The sequence below is a fragment of the Desulfovibrio sp. 86 genome, from assembly GCF_902702915.1.
Lineage (GTDB): Bacteria > Desulfobacterota > Desulfovibrionia > Desulfovibrionales > Desulfovibrionaceae > Desulfovibrio.
On sequence record NZ_LR738849.1, the window covers coordinates 2,190,983 to 2,207,151 of the forward strand.

The following is a 16,169-nucleotide window of genomic DNA, read 5'->3' on the forward strand; positions in this document are numbered from 1 at the left end:
GGGTTACAGGCTTTACTGATTGACGCTTACAGCATAGACGTCTGATCGTGCAAAGGCAAATGGCGCGCTTTCACCTCAAATCCTCTCTGACGGCGGCTTGCGGCGTGTTTCCGGCACGGCGTGCGCCTGCATGCCGCGACATGCGGTTGCCGTCATCCTCCGTTCCCTCCGCCGGATGCCGCGGCGCAATGGCTGAGGCCGCGCTCTGGCGCTGTTTGACCTTGCCCTGAGCGCATACTACTCTTCTCCGGCATGCCATGGGCGCGGTCATGACGGGCGCGGCCAATGCCGAAAGCAGAAAACTCTGGAGGGCGCATGTCCGGCCATATTGAAGCCTCAATTATCATTCCGGTCTATAATCAGTGGGCTTTTACGCGTGCCTGCCTTGAGGCCCTGGCTGCCACGACGGCAGACAAAGCCTGTGAAGTGATCGTTGTGGACAATGCTTCTTCGGACGCCACGCCGGAGCAATGCCCCCTTCTGGGGGCGCAGCTTTTTGGAGCCAGGTTCAGATACCAGCGCAGTGAAACCAACCTTAACTTCGGCCCAGCGTCCAACCTGGGCGCCAGACTGGCGCAGGGCGTCTTTCTTGTTTTCCTCAACAATGACACGGTGCCGCTTCCCGGCTGGTATCAGCCGCTCATAGACGATTTTTCGGCCTACCCGGATATTGCCGCCACGGGGCCGGTGCTGCTCTATCCTGAAAGCGCGCCTTTTGGTCATACTGTACAGCACCTTGGCGTTTTTGTTTCACCCTCTCTCAGGGTCGGACACCTCTATGAAGGCATAGCCGCTGACTGCGAACTGACAAAAAAGCGCCGTTTCTTTCAGGTGATAACGGGAGCCTGCCTGGTGATGCCGCGCTCCGTCTTTATGGACATTGGCATGTTTGACGAAGGCTATATCAACGGCGTGGAAGATGTGGACATCTGCGCCCGGCTGTATAGTCAGGGTTACAGAATGACCGTAAACCCCGATTCGCGGGTGATCCACCATACCAGCCAGACCCCGGGACGGCATCGGCATGAACAAGAGAACTTCGCCCGCCATGCGCGGCACTCTCAGTCATTGCTTACGCCTGACTGGCATCTGCATCTGAAAAATGACGGCATGTTCTTGAAGGTAGGGCCGTGGCAGACCCTGCAAGGCGCATTGCCCATACAGCAATGCCAGCAACTGGACAGAATCGCCGCCATATCCTCCCGTGATGAAATTCGGGATATTCTTGTGCGTTATCCCTTGTGGGAGGAGGGCTGGCAGGCCATGGTCCGCGCAGGCTGCGACGCCGAAGGGCCCGACCGCATCGTCGAGCGGCTTGCCATGTTAAAACTTTTTCCCTCACCGGAAAAAGCACTGGAACTGTACCCTGACGCATGCCTGGCGCGCAACAAGGACGTCGCTTCGTACGCATTCGGCAATCTGGTGGGCTTCTGCAAGTCTTTTGAAGAATATGTGGCGGCAGCGGAATCCATGCGCCAGTGGTGCGCGGACATCGGAATGGACGAACTGGCGGAGCAGTATACGGCGTGGCAGGCGGGAGCGGACGGGTTTTACGCTGCCAGCTATGTGCCTTTCATAAATGCGTTCTGGAACATGAGCAGGCTGCTTCCTCTCCCCCCTGGGGAGGACTGGTCATACACGCTTTGGCGGCATGGCGCCGGTCGGCCTTCGCAAGCCCCTGAAACCGCAGATCCGCTTTGCGCCTCGCCGGAAAAAGGCCTTGCTTTTTCCATACTCATGCCGGTTTACAATCCCAGAAAAGAGCACCTTGTCGCCGCGATAGAATCCGTGCTCAGCCAGCAGTATCCGCACTGGGAGCTGTGCATCGCTGACGATGCCTCCACAGACCCTGTGGTCAGGGATGTTCTGGAGGGCTATGCCGGCAGGGACTCCAGAATTCACGTCATCTACAGGCCGGAAAACGGCCATATCGCTGCCGCCACCAATACGGCGCTTGCCGCTGCGCGCTATCCCTATGCGGCTCTGATGGATCAGGACGATCTGCTCGCGCCCGAAGCCCTGCGTATTGTGGCTGAAGCCATAGCGGCCCACCCCGAGGGCCTGCTCTTTTATTCAGATGAGGATAAAGTCAGCGATGATGGCGCTGCCTTTTATCCACACTTCAAAAACGGCAAATGGGATTGGGATCTGCTGTACGCGCAGAACTTCGTCAACCACCTTGGCGTATACCGCACAGACCGCATGCGAAATATCGGCGGATTCAGGGAAGGCTTTCGCGGATCGCAGGATTTTGACATGCTGTTGCGGTATACGGCGGGAGAGGACAGAGCACGTTTTGTCCACATCCCCCAGGTTCTTTACCACTGGCGGGCGCATGCGGGCAGCACGGCTGTGGACGTTGGAGTGAAAAGCGAAGCCGTAGACAGCGCGAGACGGGCAGTTCAGAGCCATATGGATCTTTTTTTCAACAATGCCGAAGTGCGTATTTTGTCTCGTACGCAGTTTATGCGAGTGGAATTTGCTTTACCAGAAAAACGTCCTTTAGTCAGTCTGATACTTGATATGGGGGAATCCCTGCCGCTTCTGGAGGCCCAGCTTTCCGCCCTGGCAGCGCGCACGACCTATGGAAAATATGAGGTTCTGGCATTGCACAGCGCGGCGGCGTCCAGGGCGTCCCTTGCCAGGGTTCAGCGCCTCATATCCAAAAGTATCCGGCTCTTGCCGCATCCTGCCGGGTTTTCACAGGCGCAAAGGCTGCAGCTGGGGGCGCAGCATGCGCAGGGGCAGATTTTAGGATTTCTTTCCGGCGGTGTGGTTCCCCTGACAAAAGGCTGGCTTGAGGAACTGGTTTCCTGCCTTTGCCGTGATGGGGTTGGGGCCGTGGGCGGCAAACTGCTGCATGCAGGGGACATGCTGCACGGCGGCTATCTTGTGGACGCCAGCAGCCGACTGACCGCCATTTTTCGCGGCCTGGCTTCTGACGAGCCCAGCTGGTTTGGCTGGAACATGCTGGCCAGGACGGTAGACGCCCTGGACGGTTTATGCCTATTCACCCCTGCCGCGACGCTGGCTCAGGCTGGCGGTTTTGACGCCGCCATGCCGCATGCCTCTGTATGGGATTACTGCTTGCGTCTGGGTGACAAGGGCCTTCGTTCGGTATGGTGGCCTTTTGCGGAGTTTTTTCTGCCCCAGGCAGTTGAAAGGACGGGGCAACAGTCGCTTTCACCCTATGACGACGCCACGGCCGACCCTGCATTCATGGTCCGCTGGGCTGACCGGCTTGTTCCGTTCAACAAAAACCTGCTGGCCAGGGGCGCGGGCTGGGTGTTGTTTACAGGCGAGGCTGGCCGGCCCAGGGTAACGTAAGTTGCCCGGCGGCGCTTGAAGGCAACGGCCCATACGGGCGGTGTGGAGCGGTTTGTCTGCCATTTTCGCGTTGGGGTACTCTGCACAGACCCACACGGGCGGTGCGGAGCAATGATGTTTTTCAGTGATGCTTCAGCAAATGAGGAAGCCAAGGGCATGTTATACAGTATCAAGATGCGGGCAGAAAATGGTTCCCGCCATATTTCGGGCGCGGAGCGCATTGTGGAGCGCCATGAGATGTCTCAGGCCATGGACGCTCTGACCCGCCGCGGCATGGAACATCCCAATGGCCCGGCGGAAACCGTGACTGTGACCGTGAGGCCCGTCACACGGCCCCTTGTGACCATACAGGCCCTGCCCGTCAGCGAGCCCAGGGTGCGCAACCTTGAAGAGGCCCGGCAAGTGCTGGATGCGGAGCTTTGCGCCATGGGGCTGCAATCCGGCCCCGTGCTGTCCCTGCTGTACGGATTGCGGGAACCCATGCGCGGGGCCGTGCTGCTGGATGCGGACAGTCTGCGGAGGCTGGAGCCGGATCAGCGGCGCGGGGTGCGGGCCACATGTATGGACTATACGGGCAACAGCGGCGCGGGCAAAAACCATTTCAAGGAGGCGCTCTGCCTTTCTAGCAAGGTGGCCCATTGCCCGCAGATTATCGGCGAGTTGTGCATTTCCGACGACCCGGATTATACCACAGGCTATTTTGCTTCCCGTGATCGGGGGTATGTGCGCATTCACCACATCAAGAAATGCGGCATGCACCTGGGGGGGCGCATTTTCCTGTTCAGGGGAAGCCCAGAAAGCGTGCAGCAATGCATGGATTACCTCGAAAACCAGCCCGTCATGGTGTGTATGGAGTAGGCATGGACAATTTCGCCTCACGTATTGACGCCATCAAGGCCGCCCACCTGTACCGCGTGCTTCGCACCCTTTCGACGCCGCAGGGCAGGGACGTGGTCATTGACGGCCAGCGTGTGCTGCTTTTTTCGTCCAACAGCTATCTTGGACTTAACACCAACGACTACATCTGCCGTGAGGGCATTCGCGCCATAGAGGAATTTGGCGTGGGTTCCGGCGGTTCGCGCCTTGTGACCGGCAACATGACGCCGCACATGCGTCTTGAGGCAGCGGTGGCCCGATTCAAGGGCAGCGAGGCCGCCCTGGCCTTTACCAGCGGCTACACGGCCAATGTGGGCGTCATCAGCGCCTTGTGCCACAAGGATGCCGTGATTTTCAGCGATGCGCTGAACCATGCCAGCATCATTGACGGTTGCCGTCTGGCGCGAGGGCTCACTGCGGTGTACGCGCATAACGACATGGACGACCTGCTGAAAAAGGTGCGCCACTTCCGGCCCCGGCAGGGCTTTATTGTTACCGACAGCGTATTCAGCATGGACGGAGACATAGCGCGGCTGCCCGACCTGGCAGCCATAGCCAGGGAGCACGGCCTGACGCTCATGGTTGACGACGCGCATGCCACAGGCGTGCTGGGGGCCACGGGGCGCGGCTCGCTGGAACACTTCGGCCTGAGCCACGAAGACGTGCCCGTTGTCACGGGCACGCTCAGCAAGGCGGTTCCCAGTGAGGGCGGCTTTGTCTGCGGCAGCGCAACCCTTTGCGAACTGATCCGCAATACGGCCCGTTCCTTCATTTTCACCACGGCGCCTTCACCCTCCACGGCAGCCACGGCTGCGGCAGGCATTGCGTATATAGCCGCGCACCCCGAACTGGTGCGCCAGCTTCAGGACAATGTGGCCTATTTTGCGCAAAACCTTGCCCGGAGAGGCTTGGGCACTCACGGGCAAAGCCCCATTATTCCCATCTTGGTGGGGGACGAGGCAAGGGCCGGCCGCGCCGCCGAGGCATTACTGGCCCTGGGGGTTTTTGCGCCGTGCATACGGTATCCCACGGTGCCCAAGGGGATGGCGCGGTTGCGGCTGACGGTCATGGCCGCCCATACCCGGGAGGATCTGGATTATGCCGCGGACTGTCTTGAAAGAGCGCTTGCCGCCGCAAGGGCGGACTAGAGCATTTTACCTTTGAAAAAGTGTAAATGCTCTAACGCTGCACTTTCGTGCAGCGCGTCACAACGTGGCGTGGATTCAGCCGAGCTTTAGCCGTTGCGACGCAGGAAGCTACGGATAAAGACAGCATGAGTAACTATACATCTTGTTCTGCGTAATCGCTGTCGCCATTCGTAAGGCTCGCAGCCTCGCCAACGACTGCCGCAAAGACAGCAATTGGTTAATAGAGCGACCAGCCTGCTGATGGTTGTCGCAAATCGCATTTTTCGGCTGAATGAACACTTTGAAATGCTTCTCATTTCAAAGTTGATCTGCTCTAGGGTGTTTTATTACGGGCAAGATGGCGGATAAACGGCTGCTGCCGCCGCGCCCATGGCAATTTTAGCGTGAAACAGCCCGGAGACGCGCGCTCCGCCATTTCGGGTAAAAGGGGCCGATCAGGCTTTGGCAAAGGGCTTTTCATTGCTGACAACCTTGTTTCTGCCGCACTTTTTGGCGACATACAGGTTTTTGTCCACCAGTTTCATCGCGTTATCAAAAGCGGAGTTCAGGTTTTTATGCGGATTGTCCAGGTTGACGATCTTCACGCCAAAGCTGGCCGTCACGTTCACTTCATGCCCTTCGTAAATAATGCCTGTCTGACTGAGGCTCTGCCGCAACTGCTCCGCCACGTGAACTCCCTGCTGTATGCCGGTATGCGGCAGCAGCAGAATGAATTCCTCGCCGCCATACCTACAGCAGAGGTCATCCTTGCGCAGGCGTGATTGCAGAAGCCGGGCCGTATGGCGCAGCACTTCGTCACCACAGGCATGGCCCCATGTGTCATTGATTGTTTTAAATGAATCAAGGTCCATCATGATGATGACGGCCTGTGAGCCTTTTTCCGCATGCGTTTGCAGGGCATCGAGAGCCAGGTTGGTGAAGGCCCGGCGGTTCAGCAGGCCTGTCAGCGCGTCACGGTTGGACATCTCCTTGTACTCGGTGGACTGGGTGGTAAGCTTGGCAACGCTTTTGTCCAGCTCTTCGGCCATGGTGTTGAAGGCAGTGGAAAAGTCGCCAAGAAAATTCACGCGGTGCTGATAGTCGCCCCTGGCGATGCAGCGAGTCTGCCATGTCAGGTGGCGCAAATCTGCCTGAAGGGATTTCAGCGAACCGATGACATAGCCCTTCTCGGCGCATCTGTACTCCAGCTCTCCCCGGCTCAGGGCGTTTGTCATGTGGCGGATGCCGAAGAGCAGCGAGTTTAGCTCTTCCATGCCGGGAATGTCGCGCAGAGCGTCCGGTATCTCTTCACATTCCAGCGTACTGCGGCTCAGTACCGCCTGCACGTAGGTTATGACTTCTTCCGCCTGTGAATCGCTAGCGCGCACAGCAAAATGAGTGATAATGTCTTGAGGCATAGGCTGTTTCCCCGTTGGTACTACGCAACAACAATTCTTGCAGTGGTGTAATGGCGGAGGCAGGCACGGACTGCTGTTCTTGTTCCGGGCTTTTTCATCTGCAACGCCCGGGCTTTGCCGTGCAGGAATTGGCAAAAAAGACCGCCCGCCAAGAACGCCAGGTGTTTCCTGTGACCACTGCCGCCATCCGTAAAAAAGCGCGCACGCACGCCAACGACCGCGCAACTGGCTGTTGCGCGGTCATGGCCGTAGGGCCCGGGCATTGGGCCGCAAGGTCCGGTGGTCTACGTGCCGACTGCCGCCATTGCGCTGTAGGCAAAAACAGCATGCCCGGATTCAGAAAAGAATGCCTCGGGGATGCCTTTGCGCTTGCTGCGTCAGGTTTTGACCAGTTTTTTTCTTGAGTAAAGCCTCGTAAATAAAAATAAAGTACTGCATTAAACCCTGTCAACATATAATGGGGTCAATAATTGAGATGATTTTGTCGTCAGGCAGAACTGGCTTACTTCTTTGAGCTATTTATACGAGCCATGCTCGTGGAATAAAAGTTTCCCCCTGTCCGGGCTCCAGAACAGGAGTATGCCAGGGATATGCGGGAAGTCGGATGCGGCACAGTGTTTCTGCGCCGAGCGCTTGGTGTTTGGGGGACCGCGCCCCGGTTTTTGCCGTTGTCGGGGGTGGGAGCAGGGGGCCTTTTCTTCCGCGCCAGGCGGCATGATGCGCCTTGCCGTGCGCGTGCCCGCCAGAGCGCGGGAGGGGCACGGCTGCTCGCTCCTCCCCTGCGGGAGGTATCGGACAGCGGTAGGGCGAGGCATGAGAAGCAGGGGGACAGGGCGAGGCGCAGGGGTGTGGGGCGAGACGCAGAGGGCAGGGCGAGGCGTCGTTTGTCGGATTTTTCCGCAACTGCCCAGCGGCCAAAAGCTTACGGCATAAAAAAACCGCCAGCAGGTATGCCTGCCAGCGGCTGCGTCCTCGATGCGGCATGCTGCTCCACGCGGTCAAATTGCCCGGCCGGGAAGAACAACATGCTGTAGCAACAGGCTACGACTTTAAATGAAGTAGTCGCGATTTGATCTGACAGTTGTCCCTTGAAAAGCGAGGGGAACTCCGTTTTGATGGAAGTGTAAACGTACCATCAACCGGGCACAGCGCCCACGGAGTTTCCCCATGGAAAGTTTCAATCAAAACGTCATCAAACACAAGACCGGACTTCTCAACCTTGCTGCCGAACTCGGCAATGTCTCCAGAGCCTGCCGCATCATGGGCTTTTCCAGAGATACCTTCTACCGGTATCAAACAGCACGAGACGCCGGAGGCGTTGAAGCGCTGTTTGAGGTCAGCCGCAAAAAGCCCAACCTGAAAAATCGCGTGGAAGAGGCCACGGAACTGGCGGTGTTGGATTTTGCGATAGCCTTCCCTGCTCATGGGCAAGTGCGGGCCAGCAACGAACTGCGCAAAACCGGCGTATTTGTGTCGCCGTCAGGGGTGCGTTCCATCTGGTTGCGCCATGACCTGGCCTCAATGAAGCAGCGCCTGAACGCCCTGGAGAAGAAGTCCGCTGAAGAGGGCATTGTGCTCACCGAAGCCCAGGTACAAGCTCTGGAGCGTAAAAAACACGACGATGAGGCTTGCGGCGAAATAGAAAGCCATCATCCCGGATATCTCGGCAGTCAGGACACATTTTACGTCGGCACCATCAAGGGCGTCGGCCGTATTTATCAGCAAACCTTTGTGGATACCTACTCTAAGTGGGCGGCTGCCAAGCTCTACACTACCAAAACACCCATCACCGGAGCCGACCTGCTCAATGACCGGGTTTTGCCATTCTTCACTTCAATGGAAATGGGCATTATCCGCATGCTGACGGACAGGGGCACAGAGTACTGCGGCAGACTGGAAACGCATGACTACCAGCTTTATCTGGGCATAAACAACATAGAACACACCAAGGCCAAGGCGCGGCATCCGCAGACAAACGGCATCTGCGAACGTTTCCACAAGACCATCCTGCACGAGTTTTACCAGGTTGCCTTCCGGCGGAAACTGTATAACTCTCTGGAGGAACTGCAGGCCGATCTGGATGTCTGGATGGAACATTACAACATCGAAAGGACACATCAAGGGAAAAAGTGTTGCGGCAGAACGCCATTGCAAACACTCCTTGACGGAAAACAGATCTGGAAGGAAAAGGTCGGACAACTCAACTAACCTGACAATCGGAACCATCAAAACGGAACCGACTGTCAGATCAAGTCTGAACTACTACACTTTAAACTACGTCAGCTTTTTTCCGTCCATCGCTCTTCTGACAAGCGCAAAAAAGAACTCTTGCATTACGCAGCTTGATGATGGCCTGGACATGCTGTTTGGCAGGATCTCCGCGTTGGCCTCACCGGGGTGCAGATATTGGGCTCCCATGCCGCTGCGTACCCAATCCGGATTGATTCCCTGTTTCTTCAGCAGCTTCAGCAGCCATTCCGCAGGTATTGCCATGCGTTTCTTGGCGTCAGAAATGCATGACTGCGACACTCCAAGAAACTTTGCCAAATCTTGCTGCGTCTTGCACCCTGTGACGGATTTTATGCGCTCCATCGCAAGAGAATAGTCAAAAAAATTATTGTCCATCATTGTTGCTCCTGATCTTACACCACGGTTTCGTGGCTTGAGTGCTTTCTTGTGCAAAAGTGTTCTGACCAGAAGCGCTCAAGGCGTCTCCCCCATAGAGTCAACCACTTTTGTATGCTATATGGATACTTCTCCAGGAATGGTGTTTGGCAGGGCAGAGCAACTCCGGAGCGCGGCCCTGCCATGGCGGCAGCCCGGAGCCTCCCAAGGGGGAGCAGAATGTAGGCGAGGTGAAATTTCTTTCCGAAACAGCGGGCGTAGCTAGAGCGGATGTAAACTGCGCTTTCGCGCAGGATGAGTAATCTGTAAATGTATAACAGCTTTTTTATATGCTTGTTTTTAATCATAGGTTATGAAATTTCTGCTTAAAATGAATCCGTTGCTTATTAAAAATAGGTAATACTATGGCAAAAAAGTCTCGAAAAATCTATTTAAGAAAAACACTAAAGGTATCTTCCATTTTAAGTCAAATAATTTTGTCTTTCGATAAAATGGTAGAATGGTCTATATCTGCGCTTGTACAAAGGTGATAAACAGGCGTCAGGCCAGCACTGTTCTGCTGTAGCAGGGGGATAATTGAGATTTTCAGAGTGTGTTGTTTACACGGGCTCATAATACATCATTAAAATTTTCAATACGGTTGTACTGCTACTTTTAATGGGTAGTTATTAGAAAATTTAGTTTTTATTGTGTGCGTGCGTAAAAAATAGGTATGCAAATTTGATAATAATTTCTAATCGCGCTTTATGCGGCTATGCGATCTCTTATTTTTATAAAGATAAAGGAGCATAAGGGCAAAAACCGCGATTCACGTGGCGTTTCAGCCGACTATACGGCGTCTCGAAAACCGAAAATCCTAAATGTTGTATCGGTCAATATAGGGAGAACTGGTTTTGTCTTTTGCGATCTGGTTGAATTGGCGCATAAGGCTTGTGTTAATCGTTGACGTAACTTGATGATGGCATTAAAAATTAATCAAAGCACTAACAAATGCGGATTACTTCAGGGCAGCATCACTTTTATTGCGTGCCTTTTATGTAAAAGTTTTTCCTGGATATGCGCAGAGTATTTTTGGGTGTTATAGAGCCTGCCATAAAGTTGCGTATCATAGTGTTTTTTTCCTATTAAATAGTTGGCATAAAGAAAAAGGCTGGCGTTTTGACGTTACGCATGGGTAGGGGCTTTGTCAGAGCGGCTGCTGCAGGCACAGTATATCCGCTTGGCAGCGGCATGCGCCTGAGGGCACCCAAAGGCGCAAGTGCATTCCGTCAGCATGGTTGCGCGCTGCAACGGGCGCAGCGATATTTTTGAGTGTATATTTTTGGATCCTGGTACTGTTGAAATGCTTCATATTGCAGGGTTGTGATTCTGCAAAAGGCGATTTCCGCCAGAACTGTCGCAAGAGTGCAGCGCGCTGCACTCCCACGCAGTCTCGAAGCTTGTACCCTTTTTCAAATGTAAAATGCTCTGGATGTACTCTCATGGGTTTGCATACGCGGCCATGATGCCGTCTGGCGCAGTCGCGGCAAAAAATAGTATCCCTGGCGTTATTGGTTGATCAATCAGAGATGGGCGTGTTGTGAATAAGTCCAGAGCGGCAAACAAACGCCATGGCATGGGCCATGATGCGTATATGCCGCAACAACTACGACGTATAACGACGTGTAGAATGGTGTTCTGGTGGCTATGCAACGCATAAACAAAGGGTTCGGGCAGCCATGCGCTTAGCGATCGATGATATCTGCAGCATCTGGAGCTCGGACAATCATGAAGCCTTTGCAACAGCTCAGAGACACAGGGCTTCTGTCAAGGTGGTCTGCTGTATACCCTGGAAGGGCAAGCCTAGTGACGTGCTCCTGTACGGTCGCCTGCGCAATGTTGCCGGCAGGGAGGCAACGCTTGCGGTGCAGCAGGCGGAGGTACTGCCCAGGCGTTGCAAGATTTACCCGTACGGGTGTGATTTCTTTTTCTATCTGGACAGGAGGGATCCGGAAAATGGCCTGGAAAGGATGGGATACAAGGGTGAGGGCCGGGTACTTGGCGTAACCAGGAACGCGGGAGGCGAGGTCAGTCAGGTGCATTTGCTTCTGGCCAGCAAGTGCGTCGTCAGGCGTATGCGCCGCGACAAAAGGATAGAGTGGAACGAACACTACTGCCGGATGTCCGGCGTGCTGCATGTGCCCCAAACGCCGGAGTATGGCTGCGACCTGAAAAACATGCTGCATGAGCACCGTTGCGCGGTTGTTGGCGGAACGCCCATTGTAAATATTTCAGCCAGCGGCGCATGCCTGTGGATTCCCGACGAACCGGAAGTCAAGTGCATATCGGGCGAGCCGGACATCTTGCTGTATATGGTCGCCGTGTCGGATTCGCCCACCAATTTGCCCTATGTATTTTTAGGCAAAAAACTTGGCTATATGCGCGAGACGCAGGGAAACTTCCTGGCTGTGCGCGTAAACTTTGTGTATGAGCTGGACTGTGAAAAGTCTTCAAGCCGTCTCATCTGGAACAAAATTGCAGGCAACGGGTCGTCACGGCTGCGCACGTACCTCAGGCAGTATGAGGGCGAAGCGCGTGAGGAGGACTGGCTTGATATTTGACCCTGGAACGGCATGCCCGTGAAGCTGCCCCATGGCGGTACAGGATCTGTCCCCCGGCTGCCCCATCATCATTGCGGGCGGCGGCCGCCCGATGTGCGGGGAGGGGCGGGGGAGACGGCCGGGCTTCGGGCCGTCCGCCACAAGCCCTCTCAGGCAGCGGGCGTGCGGACAGACGGAAGGCATGGTGCTCCATAATGGAGAGGCTCACGCTGCGTCCAGGGCGTGCGGGCAGACGCAGGCTTTCGGCGCTGTGCCCGCCTGTATGTTCACGCGCCAGCGCGGGTGCGCAGAATGGCGTAACATGCGCGCAACATGCGCATAGAATGCGCGGATTCGGGGCCTGAGGGCCAGCGCTAGCGCCGGGCGTCGGCAGGGTCGCCTGAGGGCCGTGCGCGCATATCCGGCAGGCTGATATGGGGCCGTATCCGCACCTCATCCACTGCAAACGCATATTCTTCACTACCATCGTCAATGGCGAGCAGCCCGTCCGGGCCAAAGCTGAGGTGCAAGGGCACAATGATTGTGTCCAGGCCAGTCAGCTGATCTGTCTCCATCCTGGGCTGCACAATCATTGTGCGGCCGTCATGAGTGCAGTGCAGCGCCACGTTGACCGTGCTGAGGGCCAGTACCGGGCTGACTTCGCCCTGTGTCTGCCCTGGCGCGAACGCTCCGCGCGCATTTGCCGCGTCAGAAGGTCCGCTGGCGTCGGGTTGGGCCTCAAGCGTTGCGGGGCGGGCGAATTCCAGCGAGTTGACGTCGCCACAAATGCCCTGGGCCGCAGGGTCAAAGGCGCGGATGTCCCCCAGAGCCGTGGGAACGCTGACCGGCCATGCCGGTTCGCAGCTCCGCACGGAACCGTCCTCGTAAAAAGCGCAGCCATACCGCACGGGCAGCGGCCCCACAGGGGTGGGGACATTCCATACCTCGCCGGGCCAGAGGGTGACGCTGGCGCAGTGCCCGCCGGGATAAAAGCGCAGGCCCTGCACCTTGCCCGTAAAACGGCCGGGAGGCAGCAGCAGGTCAAGGCTGGGGGCCAGCGCCGCTTCATCCTGTTCCGTCCAGTAGCCGCTCAACCTGCCCTTGCGGGTCAGAATGCGCTTGAGCGTGCCGCCGGGATGCCAGGACAGCCATTCGGCGGGCAAGAGGCCCAGGGGCGTGGGCACGGGCGTCTGCTCCTGCAATTCCAGGGTGCGCCACATGCCGTTGGGGTAGAGGGTAAAGCTGCTTTCGCAGCTGCGGCGGATGTCCGAGACATCGTACAGGGGCGTGAGCCAGCCTTGGGGCGTGGGGGCCATGTCCGGCTCAAGGCAGTGGCAGGCGCGCGGCGCGCCGTTATCCCAGCGGGAAAGAACGTGCACATTGTGCATGCAGCCATAGGGCGTCATCACGGTTTCAAGCGTTGTGGCCATGCTCATGTTCTGTCTCCCATGGGGCCATTGCGGGCGTCATCGCACAGGGCGTGTGAAATGCGCAGGCGCAGGCGGCCATCCTGCGTCCGCGAACGGGAGCAGGTCAGGTTGTGATCCTTTATATGCCCTTCCAGCCAGGGCGGCATGTGGGAACAGATGATCTCGAGCTCCACAAAGGGCGTTGACGCCAGGAAGGGGCGCAGGGCTTTTTTGGAGGAAATTTCGGGGTGTGCCGCCTGAACCTCCACAAGGTTGATTGTGTACGCTCCAGGACTGTCGCCAGCCACGGGCTCTGCCGGAACCTGAGCGGAAGGCTCGGCAGAGGCCGCCACTTCTGCCGCCAGGGCGTCAAGAATTTCTGGGCTGAAACGTTCAAGTTCACACAGGCAGAAGCCCATCTGGTTCAGTTCGCTGTAGGCCAGGCCAGAAATGGAGGTTCCGGCGATGACGGCACCCAGAGGCAGGAGCTGTTCGATGGTTCTCAAACGAGTGCGCATGTCCACCAGTTCATAACAACCTGAAAGGGTGAAGGGGATGATTTTCAGCCGCCGCCATGCGCTAACGGGAGACAGGCAGGCTTCGCCGCCATGCCCTGGGGGAGTCGGGCCAGCTTCGCCGCCGTGTCCGGCGGGGGGCCGTTGCCATACAGCAAGACGAGTACACCTCTTGGTCGTGGTCAGGCATTCCTGATCGTCTTCCAGAAGGGCAATGCAGGTACATTCCATATGAGCCTCACTGGTAGGGTTCCGTTGGGTGGAACCGGTTTCAGGCAGTGCGCGTGCTTCATGAAGCGGGAAACGCGCACCGCGCCGTGTGGGCGGCGGGCACGTTCCACGCTTCCAGAAGGGCGCGCGGAATAAAGGGAGCGGCCTTTTTTTCAAGGCGGGCCGCGCCCTGACCACTGACTGCACAGATGTGATGTTCAAGGCGATCCAGAGCCGCCGTAAAAGCTCCCATGCCGCAGTTGCCCGCCCGTTCGCCAATGCCCCACAGGGTGGTGTCCACATAGCGCGCTCCCGCGTATGCGGCCATGAGCGAGTTGGCCACGGCCATGCCAAAGTCATTGTGGGCGTGTATCTCGGCCTCCAGCCCCTGCCGGAGCACAAGGCGCACGGCCTTGGCCACGGCATCCGGCGTGTACCTGCCCACCGTATCGCTGAGGCGTATGCGCCGGGCCCCGGCCTGGGCCGCCGCGGTCGCCGCCTGCGCCAGTTGTTGACCGGTGACGTGCGATATGTCCTCAAAACCCACGCTGACCTCGGCCCCGCCGGAGGCGGCCAGTTCAATGCAGCGCTGCAGGGCGGCCATGACCTTGTCCCTGTCGCTTCTGAGCTTGCAGAATATCTGCCGGTCAGAAAGAGGGCAGCATACGTGGATGACATGTGGCGTGCAGGCCAGGGAATTCTTGATGTCAGCCTCGCAAAGCCGGTTCCAGGTTGAAACGCGGGCCTGAAAGCAGACGTCCATAATCTTGCACAGGGTTTTTCTTTCGCCAGGCCCCATGGCCGGGATGCCCGCCTCTATCTGGCCCACGCCCGCAGCGTCCAGCAGGGCCGCCAGGCGCACCTTGAGACCGCGCGAAAACGCGAATCCCGGGGCCTGCTCTCCATCGCGCAGCGTGGTATCCACAAGAATGACGTCAGCCATGCCTTTTCTCCGGTTGGGCGGTTGCGCCCTTTGCGCCTTTTGCTGCGGTTGCGCCCTTTGCGGTGGCCGCGCTTTTTGTGGAGGTCGTGACGGCCCGCTGTTTTCTGCCGGAGGGCAGGTTGACGGATTCGCAAAGCGTGGCGAACTGCCTGTCGCTGAGACTGTGCTGCTGGCGCACGGCCATTTTTTGCACAACAGCCAGCAGGCGGCCTTCGCGCGCTTCGGGCAGATCAATGCCCAATTGGGCGGCCTTGAGGCGCAGGGCGGCCCTGCCGGAGTGCTTGCCCACCACGATGCTGCGCTCAAGGCCGACGCTCTCGGGCGCATAGGCTTCATAAAGGGCGGGATTTTTGGCAATGCCGTCCACATGAATGCCCGATTCCACGGCGAATATCTGCTTGCCCAGCACAGGCTTGTGGGATGAGACAGTGAAGCCCGCCTTGTGCAGCAGGGCCGCTGCCTCGGGCAGGCGGTGCAGGTTGCGCAGGCCTGTTTGCACCTCATGATTTTCAAGGCACAGGGCCACTTCTTCCAGTGCCGGGCCGGAGGATGGCCCGTGCAGGGCAGATCCGCCTATGCTGCCCGCAACCCGCCTGCCGCCCCGCATAAGCCACAAAACCGCCAGAGCGGTGGCGCAGCCCGCCTGATCGCCAGGGCAGAATTCCAGCACATCGCGCAGGGGCATGAGCCTGTCAAAAAAGCCGCATTCCGTGTAGGGGAGGCCGTGGTCGCAGCCACGCAGACGCAGCCATGATGCCTGGCCGTCTGAGGGCAGGCCCGCGTCCATGCCCGGGGTGTCTGTTATATATTCGCCGCCAGCTTCGGCATCTGGCAGAGGTTCGTACTGATTGGCATAGAACGTGCCCTGTCTCACGGTGGGCGCGTTGGGCGCGGCGGCGTGGATCGATTCCGGCAGGTCGGGCGGAATTTCCACAAAAAAGCCCATATCCTGTAAAAGAGCCAGCCATTTCACGGCCCAGGGGGTAAATTCCTCGCGTGAGAATTTGGGTCTGCGGCGGTATGAACCTGGGCGCATGGCAGTGCTGAAAAGGCTGAGCGTGGTGTCCAGCAGTTGAAACGTATGCATGTGGCATGCCTGCCTTTGGTTGGTAGTGCCCCTGAGGGCGACGCGGCCCGCCA

General features: G+C 57.5%; 11 protein-coding genes. 5 read left to right on the forward strand and 6 right to left on the reverse strand.

Annotated features, from left to right (window positions below; genetic code table 11):
* Positions 1-315: 315 nt before the first annotated feature.
* The 3 genes from DESU86_RS08935 (at position 316) to bioF (ending at position 5,351) form a co-directional block, all read left to right on the forward strand.
* A complete protein-coding gene (locus DESU86_RS08935) occupies positions 316-3,327 on the forward strand; it encodes a glycosyltransferase (protein WP_179980732.1) in 3,012 nt (1,003 codons plus the stop codon).
* A gap of 156 nt (positions 3,328-3,483) precedes the next feature.
* Positions 3,484-4,185, forward strand: a complete 702-nt coding sequence (locus DESU86_RS08940; RefSeq protein ID WP_179980733.1) for a 6-carboxyhexanoate--CoA ligase — start codon at positions 3,484-3,486, stop codon at positions 4,183-4,185.
* Positions 4,186-4,187: 2 nt separating this feature from the next.
* Positions 4,188-5,351: an 8-amino-7-oxononanoate synthase gene (gene bioF, locus DESU86_RS08945; protein ID WP_179980734.1), complete on the forward strand. Its 1,164-nt coding sequence runs from the start codon at positions 4,188-4,190 to the stop codon at positions 5,349-5,351.
* A 434-nt stretch (positions 5,352-5,785) separates the two neighbouring features.
* Here the strand turns inward: bioF and DESU86_RS08950 are convergent, their stop codons facing one another.
* Positions 5,786-6,748, reverse strand: coding sequence for a GGDEF domain-containing protein (locus tag DESU86_RS08950; RefSeq protein ID WP_179980735.1), 963 nt, complete (start codon positions 6,746-6,748; stop codon positions 5,786-5,788).
* Between the two features lie 1,167 nt (positions 6,749-7,915).
* Between DESU86_RS08950 and DESU86_RS08955 the strand changes: the two genes are divergently transcribed.
* Positions 7,916-8,956 carry an IS481 family transposase gene (locus DESU86_RS08955; RefSeq protein ID WP_072312028.1) on the forward strand — a complete coding sequence of 347 codons (1,041 nt, stop codon included), beginning with the start codon at positions 7,916-7,918 and terminating at the stop codon, positions 8,954-8,956.
* Positions 8,957-9,022: 66 nt separating this feature from the next.
* On the opposite strand, the gene DESU86_RS08960 is transcribed toward DESU86_RS08955, so the two are convergent.
* Positions 9,023-9,376: a helix-turn-helix domain-containing protein gene (locus DESU86_RS08960; RefSeq protein WP_179980736.1), complete on the reverse strand. Its 354-nt coding sequence runs from the start codon at positions 9,374-9,376 to the stop codon at positions 9,023-9,025.
* A 2,006-nt stretch (positions 9,377-11,382) separates the two neighbouring features.
* Between DESU86_RS08960 and DESU86_RS08965 the strand changes: the two genes are divergently transcribed.
* Positions 11,383-11,973: a hypothetical protein gene (locus DESU86_RS08965; RefSeq protein ID WP_179980737.1), complete on the forward strand. Its 591-nt coding sequence runs from the start codon at positions 11,383-11,385 to the stop codon at positions 11,971-11,973.
* A 353-nt stretch (positions 11,974-12,326) separates the two neighbouring features.
* On the opposite strand, the gene DESU86_RS08970 is transcribed toward DESU86_RS08965, so the two are convergent.
* From DESU86_RS08970 to DESU86_RS08985, 4 genes are read right to left on the reverse strand one after another with little or no spacing between them, the layout of a single operon-like run.
* Entirely contained in the window at positions 12,327-13,388 is a 1,062-nt protein-coding gene (locus tag DESU86_RS08970; RefSeq protein ID WP_179980738.1) for a hypothetical protein, read from the reverse strand.
* Positions 13,385-14,107: a Fe-only nitrogenase accessory AnfO family protein gene (locus DESU86_RS08975; protein WP_179980739.1), complete on the reverse strand. Its 723-nt coding sequence runs from the start codon at positions 14,105-14,107 to the stop codon at positions 13,385-13,387. The genes DESU86_RS08970 and DESU86_RS08975 overlap by 4 nt, the downstream gene beginning before the upstream one ends.
* Before the next feature lie 58 nt (positions 14,108-14,165).
* The gene (locus tag DESU86_RS08980) at positions 14,166-15,029 is read right to left on the reverse strand and encodes a homocitrate synthase (protein ID WP_179980740.1); all 864 of its coding nucleotides are present in this window, start codon (positions 15,027-15,029) and stop codon (positions 14,166-14,168) included.
* Positions 15,022-16,116 carry a homocitrate synthase/isopropylmalate synthase family protein gene (locus DESU86_RS08985; protein WP_179980741.1) on the reverse strand — a complete coding sequence of 365 codons (1,095 nt, stop codon included), beginning with the start codon at positions 16,114-16,116 and terminating at the stop codon, positions 15,022-15,024. Before DESU86_RS08985 ends, DESU86_RS08980 begins: the two co-directional genes overlap by 8 nt.
* Between the last annotated feature and the right edge of the window lie 53 nt (positions 16,117-16,169).